Raw genomic sequence first — 13,298 nt, forward strand, 5'->3', positions numbered from 1 at the left:
TTCGTTTGGGTTGGATATCAATCCAGTTACTCTGGTTTCACCGTGAAATCAGGAGAACAGAACATGGCGTTGCGTCTTGGCGATATCGCCCCGGACTTCGAGCAGGATTCCAGCGAGGGCCGCATCCGTTTCCATGCGTGGCTTGGCGACAGCTGGGGCGTGCTGTTCTCGCACCCGGCCGACTATACCCCGGTGTGCACCACCGAACTGGGCCTCACCGCACGGCTGAAGGATGAATTCGCGCGCCGCGGCGTCAAGGCGATCGCGCTGTCGGTCGATACCGTGGACTCGCACCGCGGCTGGATCGCGGACATCAACGAGACCCAGGCGACCCAGGTCAACTTCCCGATCCTGGCCGACGCCGACCGCAAGGTGTCGCAGCTCTACGACATGATCCACCCGAACGCGAACGAGACCCTGACGGTGCGCTCGCTGTTCATCATCGACCCGAACAAGAAGGTGCGCCTGATCATCACCTATCCTGCCAGCACCGGGCGCAACTTCAACGAGGTGCTGCGCGTGATCGACTCGCTGCAGCTGACCGACAGCCACAGCGTTGCCACGCCGGGCAACTGGCAGGACGGCGACGACGTCGTCATCGTGCCGTCGCTGAAGGATGAAGCCGTGCTGCGCGAGAAATTCCCCAAGGGCTACCAGGCCGTGCGTCCGTACCTGCGCCTGACGCCCCAGCCCAACAAATGAACACGGCCCCGCCAGGGCGGGGCAGTATGCAAGGCAGATGTTGTATCGACGGGGGCAGCCTCGTCGTCTCCTTGGTAGTGTGCTTGGCCCGGCTTCATCGCCGGGCTTTTTTATGCCGCGATCAGAAGAAGGCCTGCAGGCCGGTCTGGGCGCGGCCCAGGATCAGGGCGTGGATGTCGTGCGTGCCTTCGTAGGTGTTGACCACCTCCAGGTTGACCACGTGGCGGATCACGCCGAACTCGTCCGAGATGCCGTTGCCGCCCAGCATGTCGCGCGCCACGCGGGCGATGTCGAGCGACTTGCCGCACGAGTTGCGCTTCATGATCGAGGTGATCTCGACCGCGGCGGTGCCTTCGTCCTTCATGCGGCCCAGGCGCAGGCAGCCCTGCAGGCCCAGCGTGATCTCGGTCTGCATGTCGGCCAGCTTCTTCTGCACCAGTTGGGTGGCGGCCAGCGGGCGGCCGAACTGCTTGCGGTCCAGCGTGTACTGGCGCGCGGTGTGCCAGCAGAATTCGGCGGCGCCCAGCGCGCCCCAGGCGATGCCGTAGCGGGCCGAGTTCAGGCAGGTGAACGGACCCTTCAGGCCCTTCACGCCCGGCATGATGTTCTCTTCCGGCACGAACACCTGGTCGAGCACGATCTCGCCGGTGATCGAGGTGCGCAGGCCGACCTTGCCATGGATGGCCGGGGCGCTCAGGCCCTTCCAGCCCTTTTCCAGGATAAAGCCGCGGATGTCTTCCTTGCCGTCATCGCCCTGCAGCTTGGCCCAGACCACGAACACGTCGGCGATCGGCGAGTTGGTGATCCACATCTTGGCGCCGGTCAGCTCGTAGCCGCCGTCGACCTTCTTGGCGCGGGTGACCATCGAGCCCGGGTCGGAGCCATGGTTGGGCTCGGTCAGGCCGAAGCAGCCGATCCATTCGCCGGTGGCCAGCTTGGGCAGGTACTTCTGCTTCTGCGCCTCGGTGCCGAATTCGTAGATGGGAACCATCACCAGCGACGACTGCACGCTCATCATCGAGCGGTAGCCCGAATCGACGCGCTCGACTTCGCGGGCGATCAGGCCGTAGCTGACGTAGTTCAGGCCCGGGCCGCCGTATTGCTCGGGGATGGTCGGGCCGAGCAGGCCGAGTTCGCCCATCTCGCGGAAGATCTCGACATCGGTCTTCTCGTTGCGGAACGACTGCAGCACGCGCGGCATCAGCTTGTCCTGGCAGTACGCCGCGGCGGCGTCGCGCACCATGCGCTCGTCGGCGCTCAGTTGCTGGTCCAGCAGCAGGGGGTCGGCCCAGTGGAATTCGGCGTTGGCAGCCATGCAGGTCTCCTTCGGTAGCGCAGGGGAAGCGCCGGGCGGGCGGCTGGCGTGCCGCGGGTCCGCGCCGGCGGATTCCGTCATTCGTAACGGGTTCGGTGATCGATCTGTGATCGGTCGATGGTGGTCGATGGCGATCGTGCGGAGGATTTTTTCGGGATCCTGGAAGTTCCGCATTGCGGAACTGTGTTCCGTTGAATTAGTATATCGCAATGGTCTTGCCACGCAACAGGCAAAACCCTGAACCTCCGCGCCTTTGTGCGATGAACGGACAAGCCCCGACTGGAGCCGCGAACCTTGGCCAACCTCGACCAAAACACCCAGCCCGATCCGTCACTTTCCCAGGAACCTGCCGCGGCGCCCGTGCGCGACAGCGATCCGAACTTCGTCACCGCGCTGGCGCGCGGCCTGGAGCTGCTGCGCTGCTTCCGCACCGGCGAGGCGATGCTGGGCAACCAGGAGTTCGTGCGCCGCACCGGCTTTCCCAAAGCCACGGTAAGCCGGCTGGCCGGTACCCTGGTGCAGCTGGGCTACCTGCGCTATGACGAGAGCCTGGGCAAGTACGCGCTCGATGCCGGGGTGCTGGCGCTAGGCTACGCCTACCTGTCGGCATCGGACGTGGTGTCGCTGGCGCGGCCGCACATGCTGGCGTTCGCGCAGTCGTACGGGGTCTCGGTGTCGCTCGGCAAGCGCGAGCGCATGGAGGTGATCTACCTGGAATCGATCCGCAACGATGCCGGCGTGATGCTCGGGCTGGGCGTCGGCTCGCGTCTGTCGCTGGTGTCGAGTTCGATGGGGCGGGCCTACCTGGCCGCTCTGCCGGCGCCGCGCCGCGAACGCGTGATGGCCGAGTTCAGCCAGGCCTTCCCGGAGCAATGGAAGCAGCAGGAGGCCGCCACCCGCGCCGCGCTGGCCGAGGCGCAGCAGCGCGGCTATGCCGCGTCGTTCCGCGACTGGCATCCGGCCATCCATGCCTGTGCGGTGGCGTTCCGGCCGGTGGGGGAGAAGGAGCTGCACATGCTGAGCTGCAGCGCTTCCTATGGCGCGGTGGACGAGACGGTGTTCCACCAGACGCTGGCGCCGGCGCTGCAGACGCTGGCGGCAAGGTTGTCCGAGCCGGCGGGCTGAAGCTGCCCGCCGCCCGTACCGCGGTCCCTGCGCGCAGGGACAGTGTGGATCAAAGGTCGGTGCGCAACTTCCACAACTCCGGAAACAGCACCACGTCCAGCATCTTGCGCAGGTAGCTGACGCCCTCGGTGCCGCCGGTGCCGCGCTTGAAGCCGATCACCCGCTCGACCGTGGTCACATGGCGGAAGCGCCATTGCCGGAACGCGTCTTCCAGGTCGACGAACTTCTCGCCCAGCTCATAGAGTTCCCAATGCGCGCCGGGGTTGCGATAGACCTCCAGCCACGCCGCCTCGACCGACGCGTTGTACGCGGTCGGCTGGGTCCAGTCGCGCTCGACACAGTCGGCGTCGATGGCAAAGCCGCGTCGCGCCATCAGCCGGATCGCCTCGTCGTACAGCGACGGCGTCTTCAGCGCGGCCTCGACCAGCGCCAGGTGTTCCGGCCGGTGCGCGTGCGGACGCAGCATGGCGGCGTTCTTGTTGCCCAGGATGAACTCGATCTCGCGGTACTGGTACGACTGGAAGCCCGACGACATGCCCAGATAGGGCCGCATCGCCGAGTATTCCGGCGGGGTCATGGTGGCCAGCACGTTCCACGCCTGCACCAGCTGGTCCATGATGCGCGACACGCGCGTCAGCATCTTGAACGCCGGCGGCAGGCTGTCGCCCTTGACCGACTCGCGCGCGGCGCGCAGCTCGTGCAGCATCAGCTTCATCCACAGCTCGGTGGTCTGGTGCTGCACGATAAACAGCATCTCGTTGTGGTCCGGCGACAGCGGATGCTGCGCGCTCAGGATCTGGTCCAGGCCGAGGTAGTCGCCATAGCTCATGTCCCTGGCGAAATCCATCTGCGCGCCGTGCCAGTCGTCGCCCTGCGGGGTGGCTGCCGGGGTGGCTGCCGGCGCCGCGCCGGAGAAGGGGCATCCCTTGAATTCGCTCATGATGCGCTCCCGGTCAGGTCACCTGGCCGCGCGTCTGGAAGCGCGCGTCGCGATAGGCGCCGCTGTCCAGCACGTCGCGCAGGATTTCCACAGCATCCCACACCTCGGCAAAGCTGGTGTAGAGCGGCGTGAAGCCGAAGCGGGCGATGCACGGCTCGCGGTAGTCGCCGATCACGCCGCGCTCGATCAGGGCCTGCACCAGGGCATAGCCGTCCGGATGCTCCAGGCTAACCTGGCTGCCGCGGCGCGCGTGCTCGCGCGGCGTCACCAGCGTCAGCGGGTGGTGGCCGCAGCGAGCCTCGACCAGTTCGATGAACAAGTCGGTCAGCAGCAATGACTTGGCGCGCAGCACCTGCATATTGGTCTGGGCGAAGATGTCCAGCCCGCACTCGACCATCGCCAGCGATGTGACCGGCTGCGTGCCGCACAGGAAGCGGCGCACGCCTTCCACCGGCCGGTACTGCGGATCCATCGCGAACGGCGCGGCATGGCCCCACCAGCCCGACAGCGGCTGCCAGAAGGCGTCGCGCAGCGCCGGCGCGACCCAGACGAAGGCGGGCGAGCCCGGGCCGCCGTTCAGGTACTTGTAGGTGCAGCCGATGGCGTAGTCAGCCTCGGCGGCGTTCAGATCGACCGGCACGGCGCCGGCCGAATGGCACAGGTCCCACACCGTCAGCGCGCCGCGGGCATGGGCCAGCTCGGTCAGCCCGGCCATCTCGAGCATCTCGCCGGTCTTGTAGTTGACGTGGGTCAGCATCAGCACCGCGGTATCGGCGCCGACGGCGGCGTCGATCTCGGCCGGCGAGTTCACCAGCCGCAGCGAGTAGCCCTGCTGCAGCAGGTCGGCCAGGCCCTGCGCGATATACAGGTCAGTCGGGAAGTTGCTGGCCTCGGAAACGATCACCTTGCGCGCCGGGTCGCGCGTCTGCTGCACGCGCAGCGCCGCGGCCAGCACCTTGAACAGGTTGATCGAGGTGGTGTCGGTCACCACCACTTCATCGTGGCCCGCGCCCACCAGCGGCGCCAGCTTGTTGCCCAGGCGCTGCGGCAGGTCGAACCAGCCGGCGGTATTCCAGCTGCGGATCAGGCCGTCGCCCCATTCCTCCGCCACCACCTGGGCGGCGCGCGCGGCGGCGGCGCGTGGGCGGGCGCCGAGCGAATTGCCGTCGAGGTAGATCACGCCCTGGGGCAGCGCGAACTGGTCGCGCAGCGGGCGCAGCGGGTCTTGCTGGTCGAGCCGAATACAGTGCTCGCGGTCAATGGTCGTCATGTCGTGCAGAAAGGCCAGGCGGGTTCGGGAAAAGGTTCAGTCGAGGCTGCGCAGCACCGCGCGCACCGGGCTGGCATCCAGCGCGGCAAAGCGCAGCGGCAGCGCGATCAGTTCATAGTCGCCGGCATCGACCTGGTCCAGCACGATGCCTTCCAGGATCGCCAGCCCATGGCGGCGCACCGCGTTGTGCGCGTCCATGGTCTTGGATTCCTGCGGATCGAGCGAGGGCGTGTCGATGCCGACCAGTTGCACGCCGTGCGCAGCCAGCAGCGCGATGGTGTCGGCCGACACCGCGCAGAAGTCGGGATCCCACTGCGCCAGCGGCGCCTGCCGGTAGGTGCGCAGCAGCACCCGCGGCGGCAGCGCGTCGAGCGCGTGCTCGACATGGTGCGGCTGCACCAGCGGCGACGCGCCGATACAGTGGATCACACGGCAGCGGCCCAGGTAGGGCGTCAGCGGCACGGCGCCGATCGGCGCGCCGTCGGCGGCGTAGTGCAGCGGCGCGTCCGCATGCGCGCCGGTGTGCGGCGACAGCGTGATGCGGCCGACATTGACCGGGCAATGCGCGTCGATCTGCCAGGCCGGCTGCTGCTGGAACGGCGTGTCGCCGGGCCACACCGGCGTGGCGGGCGACAGCGGCGGGCTGATGTCCCACAGTCGGCGCGGGTCGGGAGTGGGGGCGGTCATGGGTTGCGCGGCGCCGTCCACGGGCGCCGTTTCTGTGTGCCTCGATGTCGGGAATCATAGTCAAAATCGGGGGCAAGAGGCTTGCTAAATGGCCCGTCACCCGCCCGGTCTTTCGCATAGAATGCGAAAAATTCACGATTAATCGAAGGATATTCGAATGAACCTCGATCCGACCGATTTGCGCATCCTGACCTGCCTGCAGGAGAACGGCCGCATCAGCAACCAGGACCTGGCCGACCGCGTGGCGCTGTCGCCGTCGGCGTGCCTGCGACGGGTACGGCTGCTGGAAGAGTCAGGGGTGATCGGCGGCTATCGCGCCTGGTTCGATGCGGAGCAACTGGGACTGGAGCTGGAGGCGATCGTTCAGGTGTCGATGCGCCATGACGTGGAGGGCTGGCACGACACCTTTATCGCCGCGGTGCAGTCGTGGCCGGAGGTGCTGTCGGCGTACATCATCACCGGCGACAGCAACTACATCCTGCGCGTGCAGGCGCGCAACCTGAAGCACTACTCGGACTTCATCGTCAACCGTCTGTACCGCACCCAGGGCGTGATGGATATCCGCTCGAATATCGTGCTGCAGCGGATCAAGGTGGACAGTTCGCCGCTGGCGATCCTGAAGGCCGCTGAAGCCTAGCGCTGCGTATGCAGCGCGATCAGCTGGCGCAGGGTTTCCTTCAGTTGCGCGCCCTGGCGGGCGCCGAAGTCATCCAGCACCGCACGCTCGTGCTGCGCGGCGCGCTCGAGCAGCGGCTGCACCAGCGCCAGGCCGCGCGGCGTGATCGAGACCAGTGCCTGGCGGCGGTCGGTCTTGCCGGCGCGGCGCCGGACCAGGCCGTCGTGCGCCATGCGGTCGACCAGCTTGGTCAGCGTGGGCTGCTTGGTCAGCGTGATTTCCGCCAGCGCGCCGACGGTGCAGTCGGGGCGGTCGGCCAGCGTGGCCAGCACGCGCCATTCCTGCACCGACAGGCCGCTGGCCTCGACCTCGCGGTGGAATTCGCCCGAGATCAGATGGCTGGCGCGCGCCAGCAGGTAGGCCAGGTAGCCGTCGACAAAGGGCTGGGGCGAGGGGACTGCCGGCAGGTCCGCCATGATGGCTCAGTGGCTGTTCAGAGATCGAGCGGGGTGGTGGTGGTGAACTGGCCGCCCTGGAAGATCAGCGGGCCGTCCTTGCCATCGAGCACGCCGCAGCGCTCCACTTCGCCGACAAAGATGACGTGGTCGCCTTCGTCGTAGCGGCTGCGGTTGTGGCATTCGAACCAGGCCAGCGCATTCGACAGGATCGGCAGGCCGGTGGCCGAGAGCCGGTAATCGACGCCGGCGAAGCGGTCGCCCTTGAGCGTGGCGAAGCGCTGGCACAGGTCCAGCTGCGAAGCCGACAGCACGTTGATGATGTAGTGGGTGCCGTCGCGGAACATCGGCAGGCTGTTGGCGCGCGTGGCCATGCTCCATAGCACCAGCGGCGGCTCCAGCGATACCGAGTTGAACGAGCTGGCGGTGATGCCGATGAACGGCGGCGCGCCGGCCGCAACCGACTCGTTGCTGGCGCGCGTGGTGATCACCGTGACTCCGGTCGCGAACTGCGACAGGGTGCGGCGGAAGTGCATCGCATCGAAGTCCGGAGCGGCGGCTACGCTGGCGATCCGTGGCTGGGCCTCAGGCATGCCCATGGGGGCTCCACTGGAGTTCATGAAATTTCATATATATTATTCGCGCCAGGGGCGGCGAATTCAAGTCCGGCGCCGCCGGCGCTGGCCGCTGCACAAAGCGTGGGCGGCCGGGCCCCATAGAACAAGAAGCCATAACAAGCAGCAGGAGACAAGCGCATGCTCATCGAGCAGATCGAACACCGCTGGCTGGCGGCGTTCCGCCGCACGCTGGAACTCTGTGCCCTGCGGCACGGGGATGTCGTGGGAATTGTAACGGAGTCCCAATCCCGCCCTGTCAACGTGGCCTTGGCCGAGCTGGCCGTGCAATCCCTTGGCGCCACGCCGGTGCGGATCCAGGTGCCGACCCCGGCGCTTGCGGCCCCCGCGCCGGTGCGCTCGACGGGTGCCAGCGATGCCTTGCAGCATCTGGCACCGGTGCTGGCGGCGTTGTCGCGCTGCCAGCTGGTGCTCGACTGCACCGTCGAAGGCCTGTTGCACGCGCCCGAGCTGCCGCAGATCCTGCGCGGCGCTGACGGCGTGGTGCCGCGCATGCTGATGGTCAGCAACGAGCACCCCGAGATCCTGGAGCGCTGCCAACCCGATCCGTCGCTGGAGACCACCGTGCGCGCGGCGATGAAGCGCCTGCGCGGCGCGCGCGAGATGCGCGTGCATTCGAGCGCTGGCACCGAGCTGCGCATCGGCCTGACCGAGGCGCGCGTCGGCGGCGTCTGGGGTTTCTGCAACAAGCCCGGCCAGGTCTCGCACTGGCCCGGCGGGCTGTGCCTGGCGTTTCCCGCGGGGCGCCAGGTCAACGGCACGCTGGTGCTGGCGCCGGGCGACGTCAACCTGACCTTCAAGACCTACCTGCGCGACACCGTGGTGTGCCATATCGAGGACGACTATATCGTCGCGGTCGAGGGGCAGGGCGTCGACGCCGACATGATGCGAGGCTACTACCAGGCCTGGGCCGACCGCGAAGGCACGCGCGACGCCTACGCGGTCTCGCACGTGGGCTGGGGCCTGAACCGGATGGCGCGCTGGGACGCGATGACGTTCTACGACAAGCGCGATTGCAACGGCACCGAACTGCGCGCGTTCGCCGGCAACTTCCTGTTCTCGACCGGCGCCAACGAGGTCGCCGGGCGGCATACGCTGGGCCACTTCGACCTGCCGCTGCGCAACTGCACGGTGTCGCTCGACGGCCGCAACGAGGTCGAGGCCGGCACGCTGGTGGAGGTGGCCGCATGAGCGCCGCGACCACGCAACGCCACGCCAACGGCATCGCCACGCTGGCCTGGGGCGACGGGCCGGTGGCGGTGGTGATGCTGCATGGCATCGGCGGCGGCAAGGCCGCCTGGCCCGCGCAGGGCGAGGCCCTGGCTCAGGCCGGTTACCGCGCCCTGGCGTGGGACATGCCGGGCTATGGCGACAGTGCCCTGATCGACCCCTATGACTTCGACGGACTGGCGCAGGCGCTGACCCCCGTGCTGCTGTTCGAGCGCGACGCCGGCCGGCGCGTGGTGCTGCTGGGCCACAGCATGGGCGGCATGGTGGCGCAGCAGGCCTGCGCGGCCACGCCCGCGCTGGTCGACGGCATGGTGCTGTCCGGCACCTCGCCCGCCTTCGGCAAGGGCGATGGCCCGTGGCAGCGCGAGTTCATCGCCGCGCGCACCGCGCCGCTGGATGCCGGCAAGACCATGGCGCAGATGGCGGCCGGGCTGGTGAGCACCATGGTCGCGCCCGATGCCGACGCGCAGGCCGTGGCCTTCGCCACCGCGGTGATGGCGACGGTGCCGGCAGCCACCTACCGCGCCGCGCTGGGTGCCTTGGTGCGCTTCAACCAGCGCGACGCGCTGGCGCGCATCGCCGTGCCGGTGCTGGCGCTGGCCGGCCAGCACGATACCAACGCCGCGCCCGAGGTGATGCAGCGCATGGCGCAACGCATTGCCGGCGCCGAGTACCGCTGCCTGCCGGACGTGGGCCACCTGGCGTGCATGGAGCGCCCCCGGCTGTTCAACGACGCGGTGCTGGAATTCCTGCGCCGGCACTTCCCGGTGCACTGAAGCGCGCCGCTTTCCGGCAACGCCACACAAGAACCGCCGCCGCGCCGCCCCCTATCCATCCACCCGGCGCGAGCAGGCAAAACAGGAGACGCGACATGCCATCCGGCCAGCTCGACTTCATTCCCGCCGTCGGTACGGCGGACTTCTCCCCGGAACAGGCGCAATGGCTGACGCTGGCCAACCGCCTGGGCCGCGAGCGCTTCGCGCCGCGCGCCGCCACCTGGGACCGCGAGGCCAGCTTCCCGTTCGCCAACTACGACGACCTGCGCGAGGCCGGCCTGCTGGCCTTGTGCGTGCCGCGGGCGTTCGGCGGCGCGGGCGCGGACTTTGCCACCTACTGCATGGTCGGCGCGGAAATCGGCCGCTTCTGCGGCGCCACCGCGCTCACCTACAACATGCATATCTGCTCGACCATGTGGACCGGCGTGCTGTCCGATGGCATCGACATGACGCCGGCCCAGCGCGACGAACACCAGTCCCGCCGCGAGCTGCATTTCGCGCGGGTGGTGCGCGACGGCGCGGTCTACGCGCAGCCGTTCTCCGAAGGCTCGGCCGCGGCCGCCGGCAAGGCGCCGTTCGGCACCACCGCGCGCAAGGTCGACGGCGGCTGGGTGCTGAACGGGCGCAAGATCTTCGCTTCGCTGTCGGGCGCGGCCGACTACTACGGCATCCTGTGCACCGAGGACCGCGGCGACCAGCATCCGGACATGCGCGACACGCTCTACATCGCCGTGCCCGGTCGGGCGGACGGGCTCACCGTGACCGGCGACTGGGACCCGATGGGCATGCGCGGCACGGTGTCGCGCACGCTGCTGCTCAAGGACGTGTTCGTGCCCGACCATGAGCAGCTGATGCCGCGCGGGGTCTACTACCGTGCCGCGCAGACGTGGCCGGCGATGTTCTTCACGCTGTCGCCGACCTACCTCGGCGTGGCGCAGGCGGCCTACGACTTCACCGTGCAGTACCTGCGCGGCGAGGTGCCGGGGCAGCCGCCGGTCAAGCGCCGCATGTATCCGACCAAGCAGATCGCGGTGGCGCAGATGCGCATCCAGCTGGAGGCCATGCGCTCGATCTTCTGGCGCGCGATCCACGAAGCGAAGCCCAATCCGTCGAAGGACGAGCGCCTGCGTCTGTACGCCGCGCACTACACGGTGATGGAAGGCGCCAACGATATCGCCCGGCTGGCAATCCGCACCTGCGGCGGCCAGTCGATGCTCAAGGACCTGCCGCTGGAGCGGCTCTACCGCGATTCGCGCTGCGGCGCGCTGATGCTGCCGTGGACCGCCGAGCTGATCCTCGACCGCATGGGCCGCGAGACCCTGTACGAATCCGGCGAGCGCGACGAATGAGCGCCCCCCGCCGGGCCATCCGCGCCGGTGCCGCCGGACTTGGCGCGCTGCCGGCCATGCTCCATCGCCATGCCGACGCCGCGCCGGACCGGCCGGCGTTGCACTACCTGGGCCGCACCTTCACCTACGGCAAGCTGTGGCGGCGCGTCGAGCGCGCCAGCGCCCACCTGGCCGCAAGCTGGGGCATCCGCCCCGGCGACCGGGTCGGCACGCTGTGCCTGAACCACGAGCTGCAGCTGGTGCTGCTGTTCGCCTGCGCCCGCGTCGGCGCCATGTTCGCGCCGCTGAACTACCGGCTGGCGCCGGCGGAGTTGCGGGCGATCGCTGCCCACGCGCAACTGGCCGTGCTGTTCCATGACGCGGCTCATGAAGCGCTGGCGCGCGAAGCCGGTGCCGGTTGCCGGCTGGCGCACCTCGACCGGCTGATCGACCATCCGGCGCCGTCCGACGTGATCCATGCCGCCGTGCCGGACCACGCGCCGCTGCTGCTGGCCTATACCTCCGGCACCACCGGCAAGCCCAAGGGCGCGGTCCATACCCAGGCCGGCCTGCTGGCCAATGCGCGCGCCAGCTGGTGGGCGCATGGCATGAGTGCCGACGACCACGTGCTGTCGGTGCTGCCGCTGTTCCATGTCGGCGGGCTGTGCATCCAGACGCTGCCGGCGCTGCTGGCCGGCGCGCGGGTCACGCTGCATGACCGCTTTGCGCCGCAGGCGTGGCTGGACGCGGTGGCCGCGGCGCGGCCGAATCTGTCGCTGATGGTACCGGCGACGCTGCGCGCGGTGCTGGAGCACCCGGGCTGGCCCAATGCCGACCTGACGGCCCTGCGCGGGGTGATGGCGGGATCGTCGACCATCCCGCGCTCGTATATCGACGCCTTCCATGCCCGCGGCGTGCCGCTCGGACAGGTCTATGGCGCCACCGAGACCGGGCCGGTGTCGGTGGTGCTGAAGCTGGAACAGGCCATGGCGCGCCCCGGCTACGCCGGCTGGCCGCAGCCCGAGGCCGAAGTGCGCCTGGCCGGCCCGGACGGCGCCGAGGTGGCGCCGGGCGCGGTGGGCGAGCTGTGGGTGCGCGGTGCCAATGTCATGGCGGGGTACTGGAACCAGACCGACAGCGGGTTAACTGACAACGGGCCAACGGACAACGGGCTGCCGGGCGGCTGGTTCCGTTCCGGCGACCTGGCCCACCGCGATGCCGAGGGCTGCATCGAGGTGGTGGGCCGCAGCAAGGACATGATCATCTCGGGCGGCGAGAACATCTATCCCGCCGAGATCGAGAACGTGCTGGTGGGCCTGCCCGGCGTGCAGGAATGCGCGGTGGTCGGCGTGGCCGATGCGCGCTGGGGCGAAGTGCCGGTGGCGGTGATCGTGCCGGCGCTGGGAGCGCCGCGCGGCGCGCTGGCGGCCGAACCGTTGCGCGAGCTGCTGGCCGCGCGCATCGCCCGCTTCAAGCTGCCGCGCGAGGTGGTGCTGATGGAAGACCTGCCGCGCAGCGCGCTGGGCAAGGTGCTCAAGCCGCAATTGCGCGCGCTGCTGGAGGCGCGCCGCGCGCCCGGCTGAATCCGCTGCAAGCGCGCCGATCTGCGCTTATGCTTGAGGCCTGGCCAGACAGACTGGACTGACGGTTACGCAAGGGAGCGGCGCAAATGGAACATGGATTGGAAACCGCCACGCTGGGCGGCGGGTGCTTCTGGTGCCTGGAAGCGGTCTACCAGCAGGTCGAAGGCGTGGTCGCGGTCGAGTCCGGCTACACCGGCGGGCATGTCGACCACCCGACCTACCAGCAGGTGTGCGAAGGCGATACCGGCCATGTCGAAGTGGTGCGCGTCAGCTTCGATCCGTCGGTGATCAGCTACCGCGAGATCCTCGAGATCTTCTTCGCCATCCACGACCCGACCACGCCGGACCGGCAGGGTAACGACGTCGGGCCGCAATACCGCTCGGCCATCTTCACGCACTCGGAGGCGCAGCGCGCGACGGCCGAATACGTGATGCGCGAGCTGGTCGCCGCCAAGGCGTTCGATGCGCCGATCGTGACCCAGGTCGAGCCGGAGCAGCCTTACTGGCGCGCCGAGGCCGGCCACCAGAACTACTACCAGGACCATCCCAGCCAGGGCTACTGCGCGTTCGTGATCTCGCCCAAGCTGGCCAAGTTCCGCAAGCAGTTCGGCGCGAAGCTGCGCAAGTAAGGCGTGC

At 68.7% G+C, this 13,298-nt stretch carries 14 protein-coding genes; 8 read left to right on the plus strand and 6 right to left on the minus strand.

Annotated features, from left to right (window positions below):
• The first annotated feature begins 63 nt into the window (after positions 1–63).
• Complete coding sequence (locus C7416_RS13920) at positions 64–702, plus strand: peroxiredoxin (RefSeq protein ID WP_111519467.1); 639 nt, start codon at positions 64–66, stop codon at positions 700–702.
• Positions 703–823: 121 nt separating this feature from the next.
• Here the strand turns inward: C7416_RS13920 and C7416_RS13925 are convergent, their stop codons facing one another.
• Positions 824–2,017, minus strand: coding sequence for an acyl-CoA dehydrogenase (locus C7416_RS13925; RefSeq protein ID WP_018008168.1), 1,194 nt, complete (start codon positions 2,015–2,017; stop codon positions 824–826).
• A 294-nt stretch (positions 2,018–2,311) separates the two neighbouring features.
• Here C7416_RS13925 and C7416_RS13930 point away from each other — a divergent pair, with 294 nt between their 5' ends.
• Positions 2,312–3,142, plus strand: a complete 831-nt coding sequence (locus tag C7416_RS13930; protein WP_373424970.1) for an IclR family transcriptional regulator — start codon at positions 2,312–2,314, stop codon at positions 3,140–3,142.
• A gap of 49 nt (positions 3,143–3,191) precedes the next feature.
• Here C7416_RS13930 and kynA read toward each other — a convergent pair whose 3' ends face one another.
• From kynA to kynB, 3 genes are read right to left on the minus strand one after another with little or no spacing between them, the layout of a single operon-like run.
• Positions 3,192–4,082, minus strand: a complete 891-nt coding sequence (gene kynA / locus C7416_RS13935) for a tryptophan 2,3-dioxygenase (protein WP_111519468.1) — start codon at positions 4,080–4,082, stop codon at positions 3,192–3,194.
• Between the two features lie 13 nt (positions 4,083–4,095).
• Positions 4,096–5,352, minus strand: coding sequence for a kynureninase (kynU, locus tag C7416_RS13940; protein WP_111519469.1), 1,257 nt, complete (start codon positions 5,350–5,352; stop codon positions 4,096–4,098).
• Between the two features lie 36 nt (positions 5,353–5,388).
• Positions 5,389–6,039 (minus strand): arylformamidase, encoded by a 651-nt coding sequence (gene kynB / locus C7416_RS13945; protein ID WP_111519470.1) that lies wholly within the window; start codon positions 6,037–6,039, stop codon positions 5,389–5,391.
• A gap of 157 nt (positions 6,040–6,196) precedes the next feature.
• Here kynB and C7416_RS13950 point away from each other — a divergent pair, with 157 nt between their 5' ends.
• Positions 6,197–6,676, plus strand: a complete 480-nt coding sequence (locus C7416_RS13950) for an Lrp/AsnC family transcriptional regulator (protein WP_111519471.1) — start codon at positions 6,197–6,199, stop codon at positions 6,674–6,676.
• Here the strand turns inward: C7416_RS13950 and C7416_RS13955 are convergent.
• Both C7416_RS13955 and C7416_RS13960 read right to left on the minus strand, forming a co-directional pair.
• Positions 6,673–7,131, minus strand: a complete 459-nt coding sequence (locus tag C7416_RS13955; RefSeq protein ID WP_111519472.1) for a MarR family winged helix-turn-helix transcriptional regulator — start codon at positions 7,129–7,131, stop codon at positions 6,673–6,675. The two genes, C7416_RS13950 and C7416_RS13955, sit on opposite strands and share 4 nt — an antisense overlap.
• A gap of 17 nt (positions 7,132–7,148) precedes the next feature.
• Positions 7,149–7,709, minus strand: coding sequence for a flavin reductase family protein (locus C7416_RS13960; protein ID WP_111519473.1), 561 nt, complete (start codon positions 7,707–7,709; stop codon positions 7,149–7,151).
• A gap of 156 nt (positions 7,710–7,865) precedes the next feature.
• Between C7416_RS13960 and C7416_RS13965 the strand changes: the two genes are divergently transcribed.
• The 5 genes from C7416_RS13965 (at position 7,866) to msrA (ending at position 13,291) form a co-directional block, all read left to right on the plus strand.
• Positions 7,866–8,936, plus strand: a complete 1,071-nt coding sequence (locus tag C7416_RS13965; protein WP_111519474.1) for a 2,5-dihydroxypyridine 5,6-dioxygenase NicX family protein — start codon at positions 7,866–7,868, stop codon at positions 8,934–8,936.
• On the plus strand, positions 8,933–9,751 hold the full coding sequence (locus C7416_RS13970; RefSeq protein WP_111519475.1) for an alpha/beta fold hydrolase: 819 nt from the start codon (positions 8,933–8,935) through the stop codon (positions 9,749–9,751). Before C7416_RS13965 ends, C7416_RS13970 begins: the two co-directional genes overlap by 4 nt.
• A 95-nt stretch (positions 9,752–9,846) precedes the next feature.
• Positions 9,847–11,100, plus strand: a complete 1,254-nt coding sequence (locus tag C7416_RS13975; protein WP_111519476.1) for an acyl-CoA dehydrogenase family protein — start codon at positions 9,847–9,849, stop codon at positions 11,098–11,100.
• A complete protein-coding gene (locus C7416_RS13980) occupies positions 11,097–12,662 on the plus strand; it encodes a class I adenylate-forming enzyme family protein (protein ID WP_111519477.1) in 1,566 nt (521 codons plus the stop codon). Before C7416_RS13975 ends, C7416_RS13980 begins: the two co-directional genes overlap by 4 nt.
• 86 nt (positions 12,663–12,748) lie before the next feature.
• Positions 12,749–13,291: a peptide-methionine (S)-S-oxide reductase MsrA gene (msrA, locus tag C7416_RS13985; RefSeq protein WP_111519478.1), complete on the plus strand. Its 543-nt coding sequence runs from the start codon at positions 12,749–12,751 to the stop codon at positions 13,289–13,291.
• The last annotated feature ends 7 nt before the right edge of the window (positions 13,292–13,298 follow it).

Source organism: Cupriavidus phytorum (assembly GCF_003254285.1).
Classification (GTDB): Bacteria; Pseudomonadota; Gammaproteobacteria; order Burkholderiales; family Burkholderiaceae; genus Cupriavidus; species Cupriavidus phytorum.

What these genes read in the sequence shown, in the direction of transcription:
- C7416_RS13920 (WP_111519467.1), top strand. Translation starts at nt 64, where the DNA reads ATGGCGTTGCGTCTTGGCGATATCGCCCCGGACTTCGAGCAGGATTCC.
- C7416_RS13925 (WP_018008168.1), bottom strand. Translation starts at nt 2,017, where the DNA reads ATGGCTGCCAACGCCGAATTCCACTGGGCCGACCCCCTGCTGCTGGAC.
- kynA (WP_111519468.1), bottom strand. Translation starts at nt 4,082, where the DNA reads ATGAGCGAATTCAAGGGATGCCCCTTCTCCGGCGCGGCGCCGGCAGCC.
- kynU (WP_111519469.1), bottom strand. Translation starts at nt 5,352, where the DNA reads ATGACGACCATTGACCGCGAGCACTGTATTCGGCTCGACCAGCAAGAC.
- kynB (WP_111519470.1), bottom strand. Translation starts at nt 6,039, where the DNA reads ATGACCGCCCCCACTCCCGACCCGCGCCGACTGTGGGACATCAGCCCG.
- C7416_RS13950 (WP_111519471.1), top strand. Translation starts at nt 6,197, where the DNA reads ATGAACCTCGATCCGACCGATTTGCGCATCCTGACCTGCCTGCAGGAG.
- C7416_RS13955 (WP_111519472.1), bottom strand. Translation starts at nt 7,131, where the DNA reads ATGGCGGACCTGCCGGCAGTCCCCTCGCCCCAGCCCTTTGTCGACGGC.
- C7416_RS13960 (WP_111519473.1), bottom strand. Translation starts at nt 7,709, where the DNA reads ATGGGCATGCCTGAGGCCCAGCCACGGATCGCCAGCGTAGCCGCCGCT.
- C7416_RS13965 (WP_111519474.1), top strand. Translation starts at nt 7,866, where the DNA reads ATGCTCATCGAGCAGATCGAACACCGCTGGCTGGCGGCGTTCCGCCGC.
- C7416_RS13970 (WP_111519475.1), top strand. Translation starts at nt 8,933, where the DNA reads ATGAGCGCCGCGACCACGCAACGCCACGCCAACGGCATCGCCACGCTG.
- C7416_RS13975 (WP_111519476.1), top strand. Translation starts at nt 9,847, where the DNA reads ATGCCATCCGGCCAGCTCGACTTCATTCCCGCCGTCGGTACGGCGGAC.
- C7416_RS13980 (WP_111519477.1), top strand. Translation starts at nt 11,097, where the DNA reads ATGAGCGCCCCCCGCCGGGCCATCCGCGCCGGTGCCGCCGGACTTGGC.
- msrA (WP_111519478.1), top strand. Translation starts at nt 12,749, where the DNA reads ATGGAACATGGATTGGAAACCGCCACGCTGGGCGGCGGGTGCTTCTGG.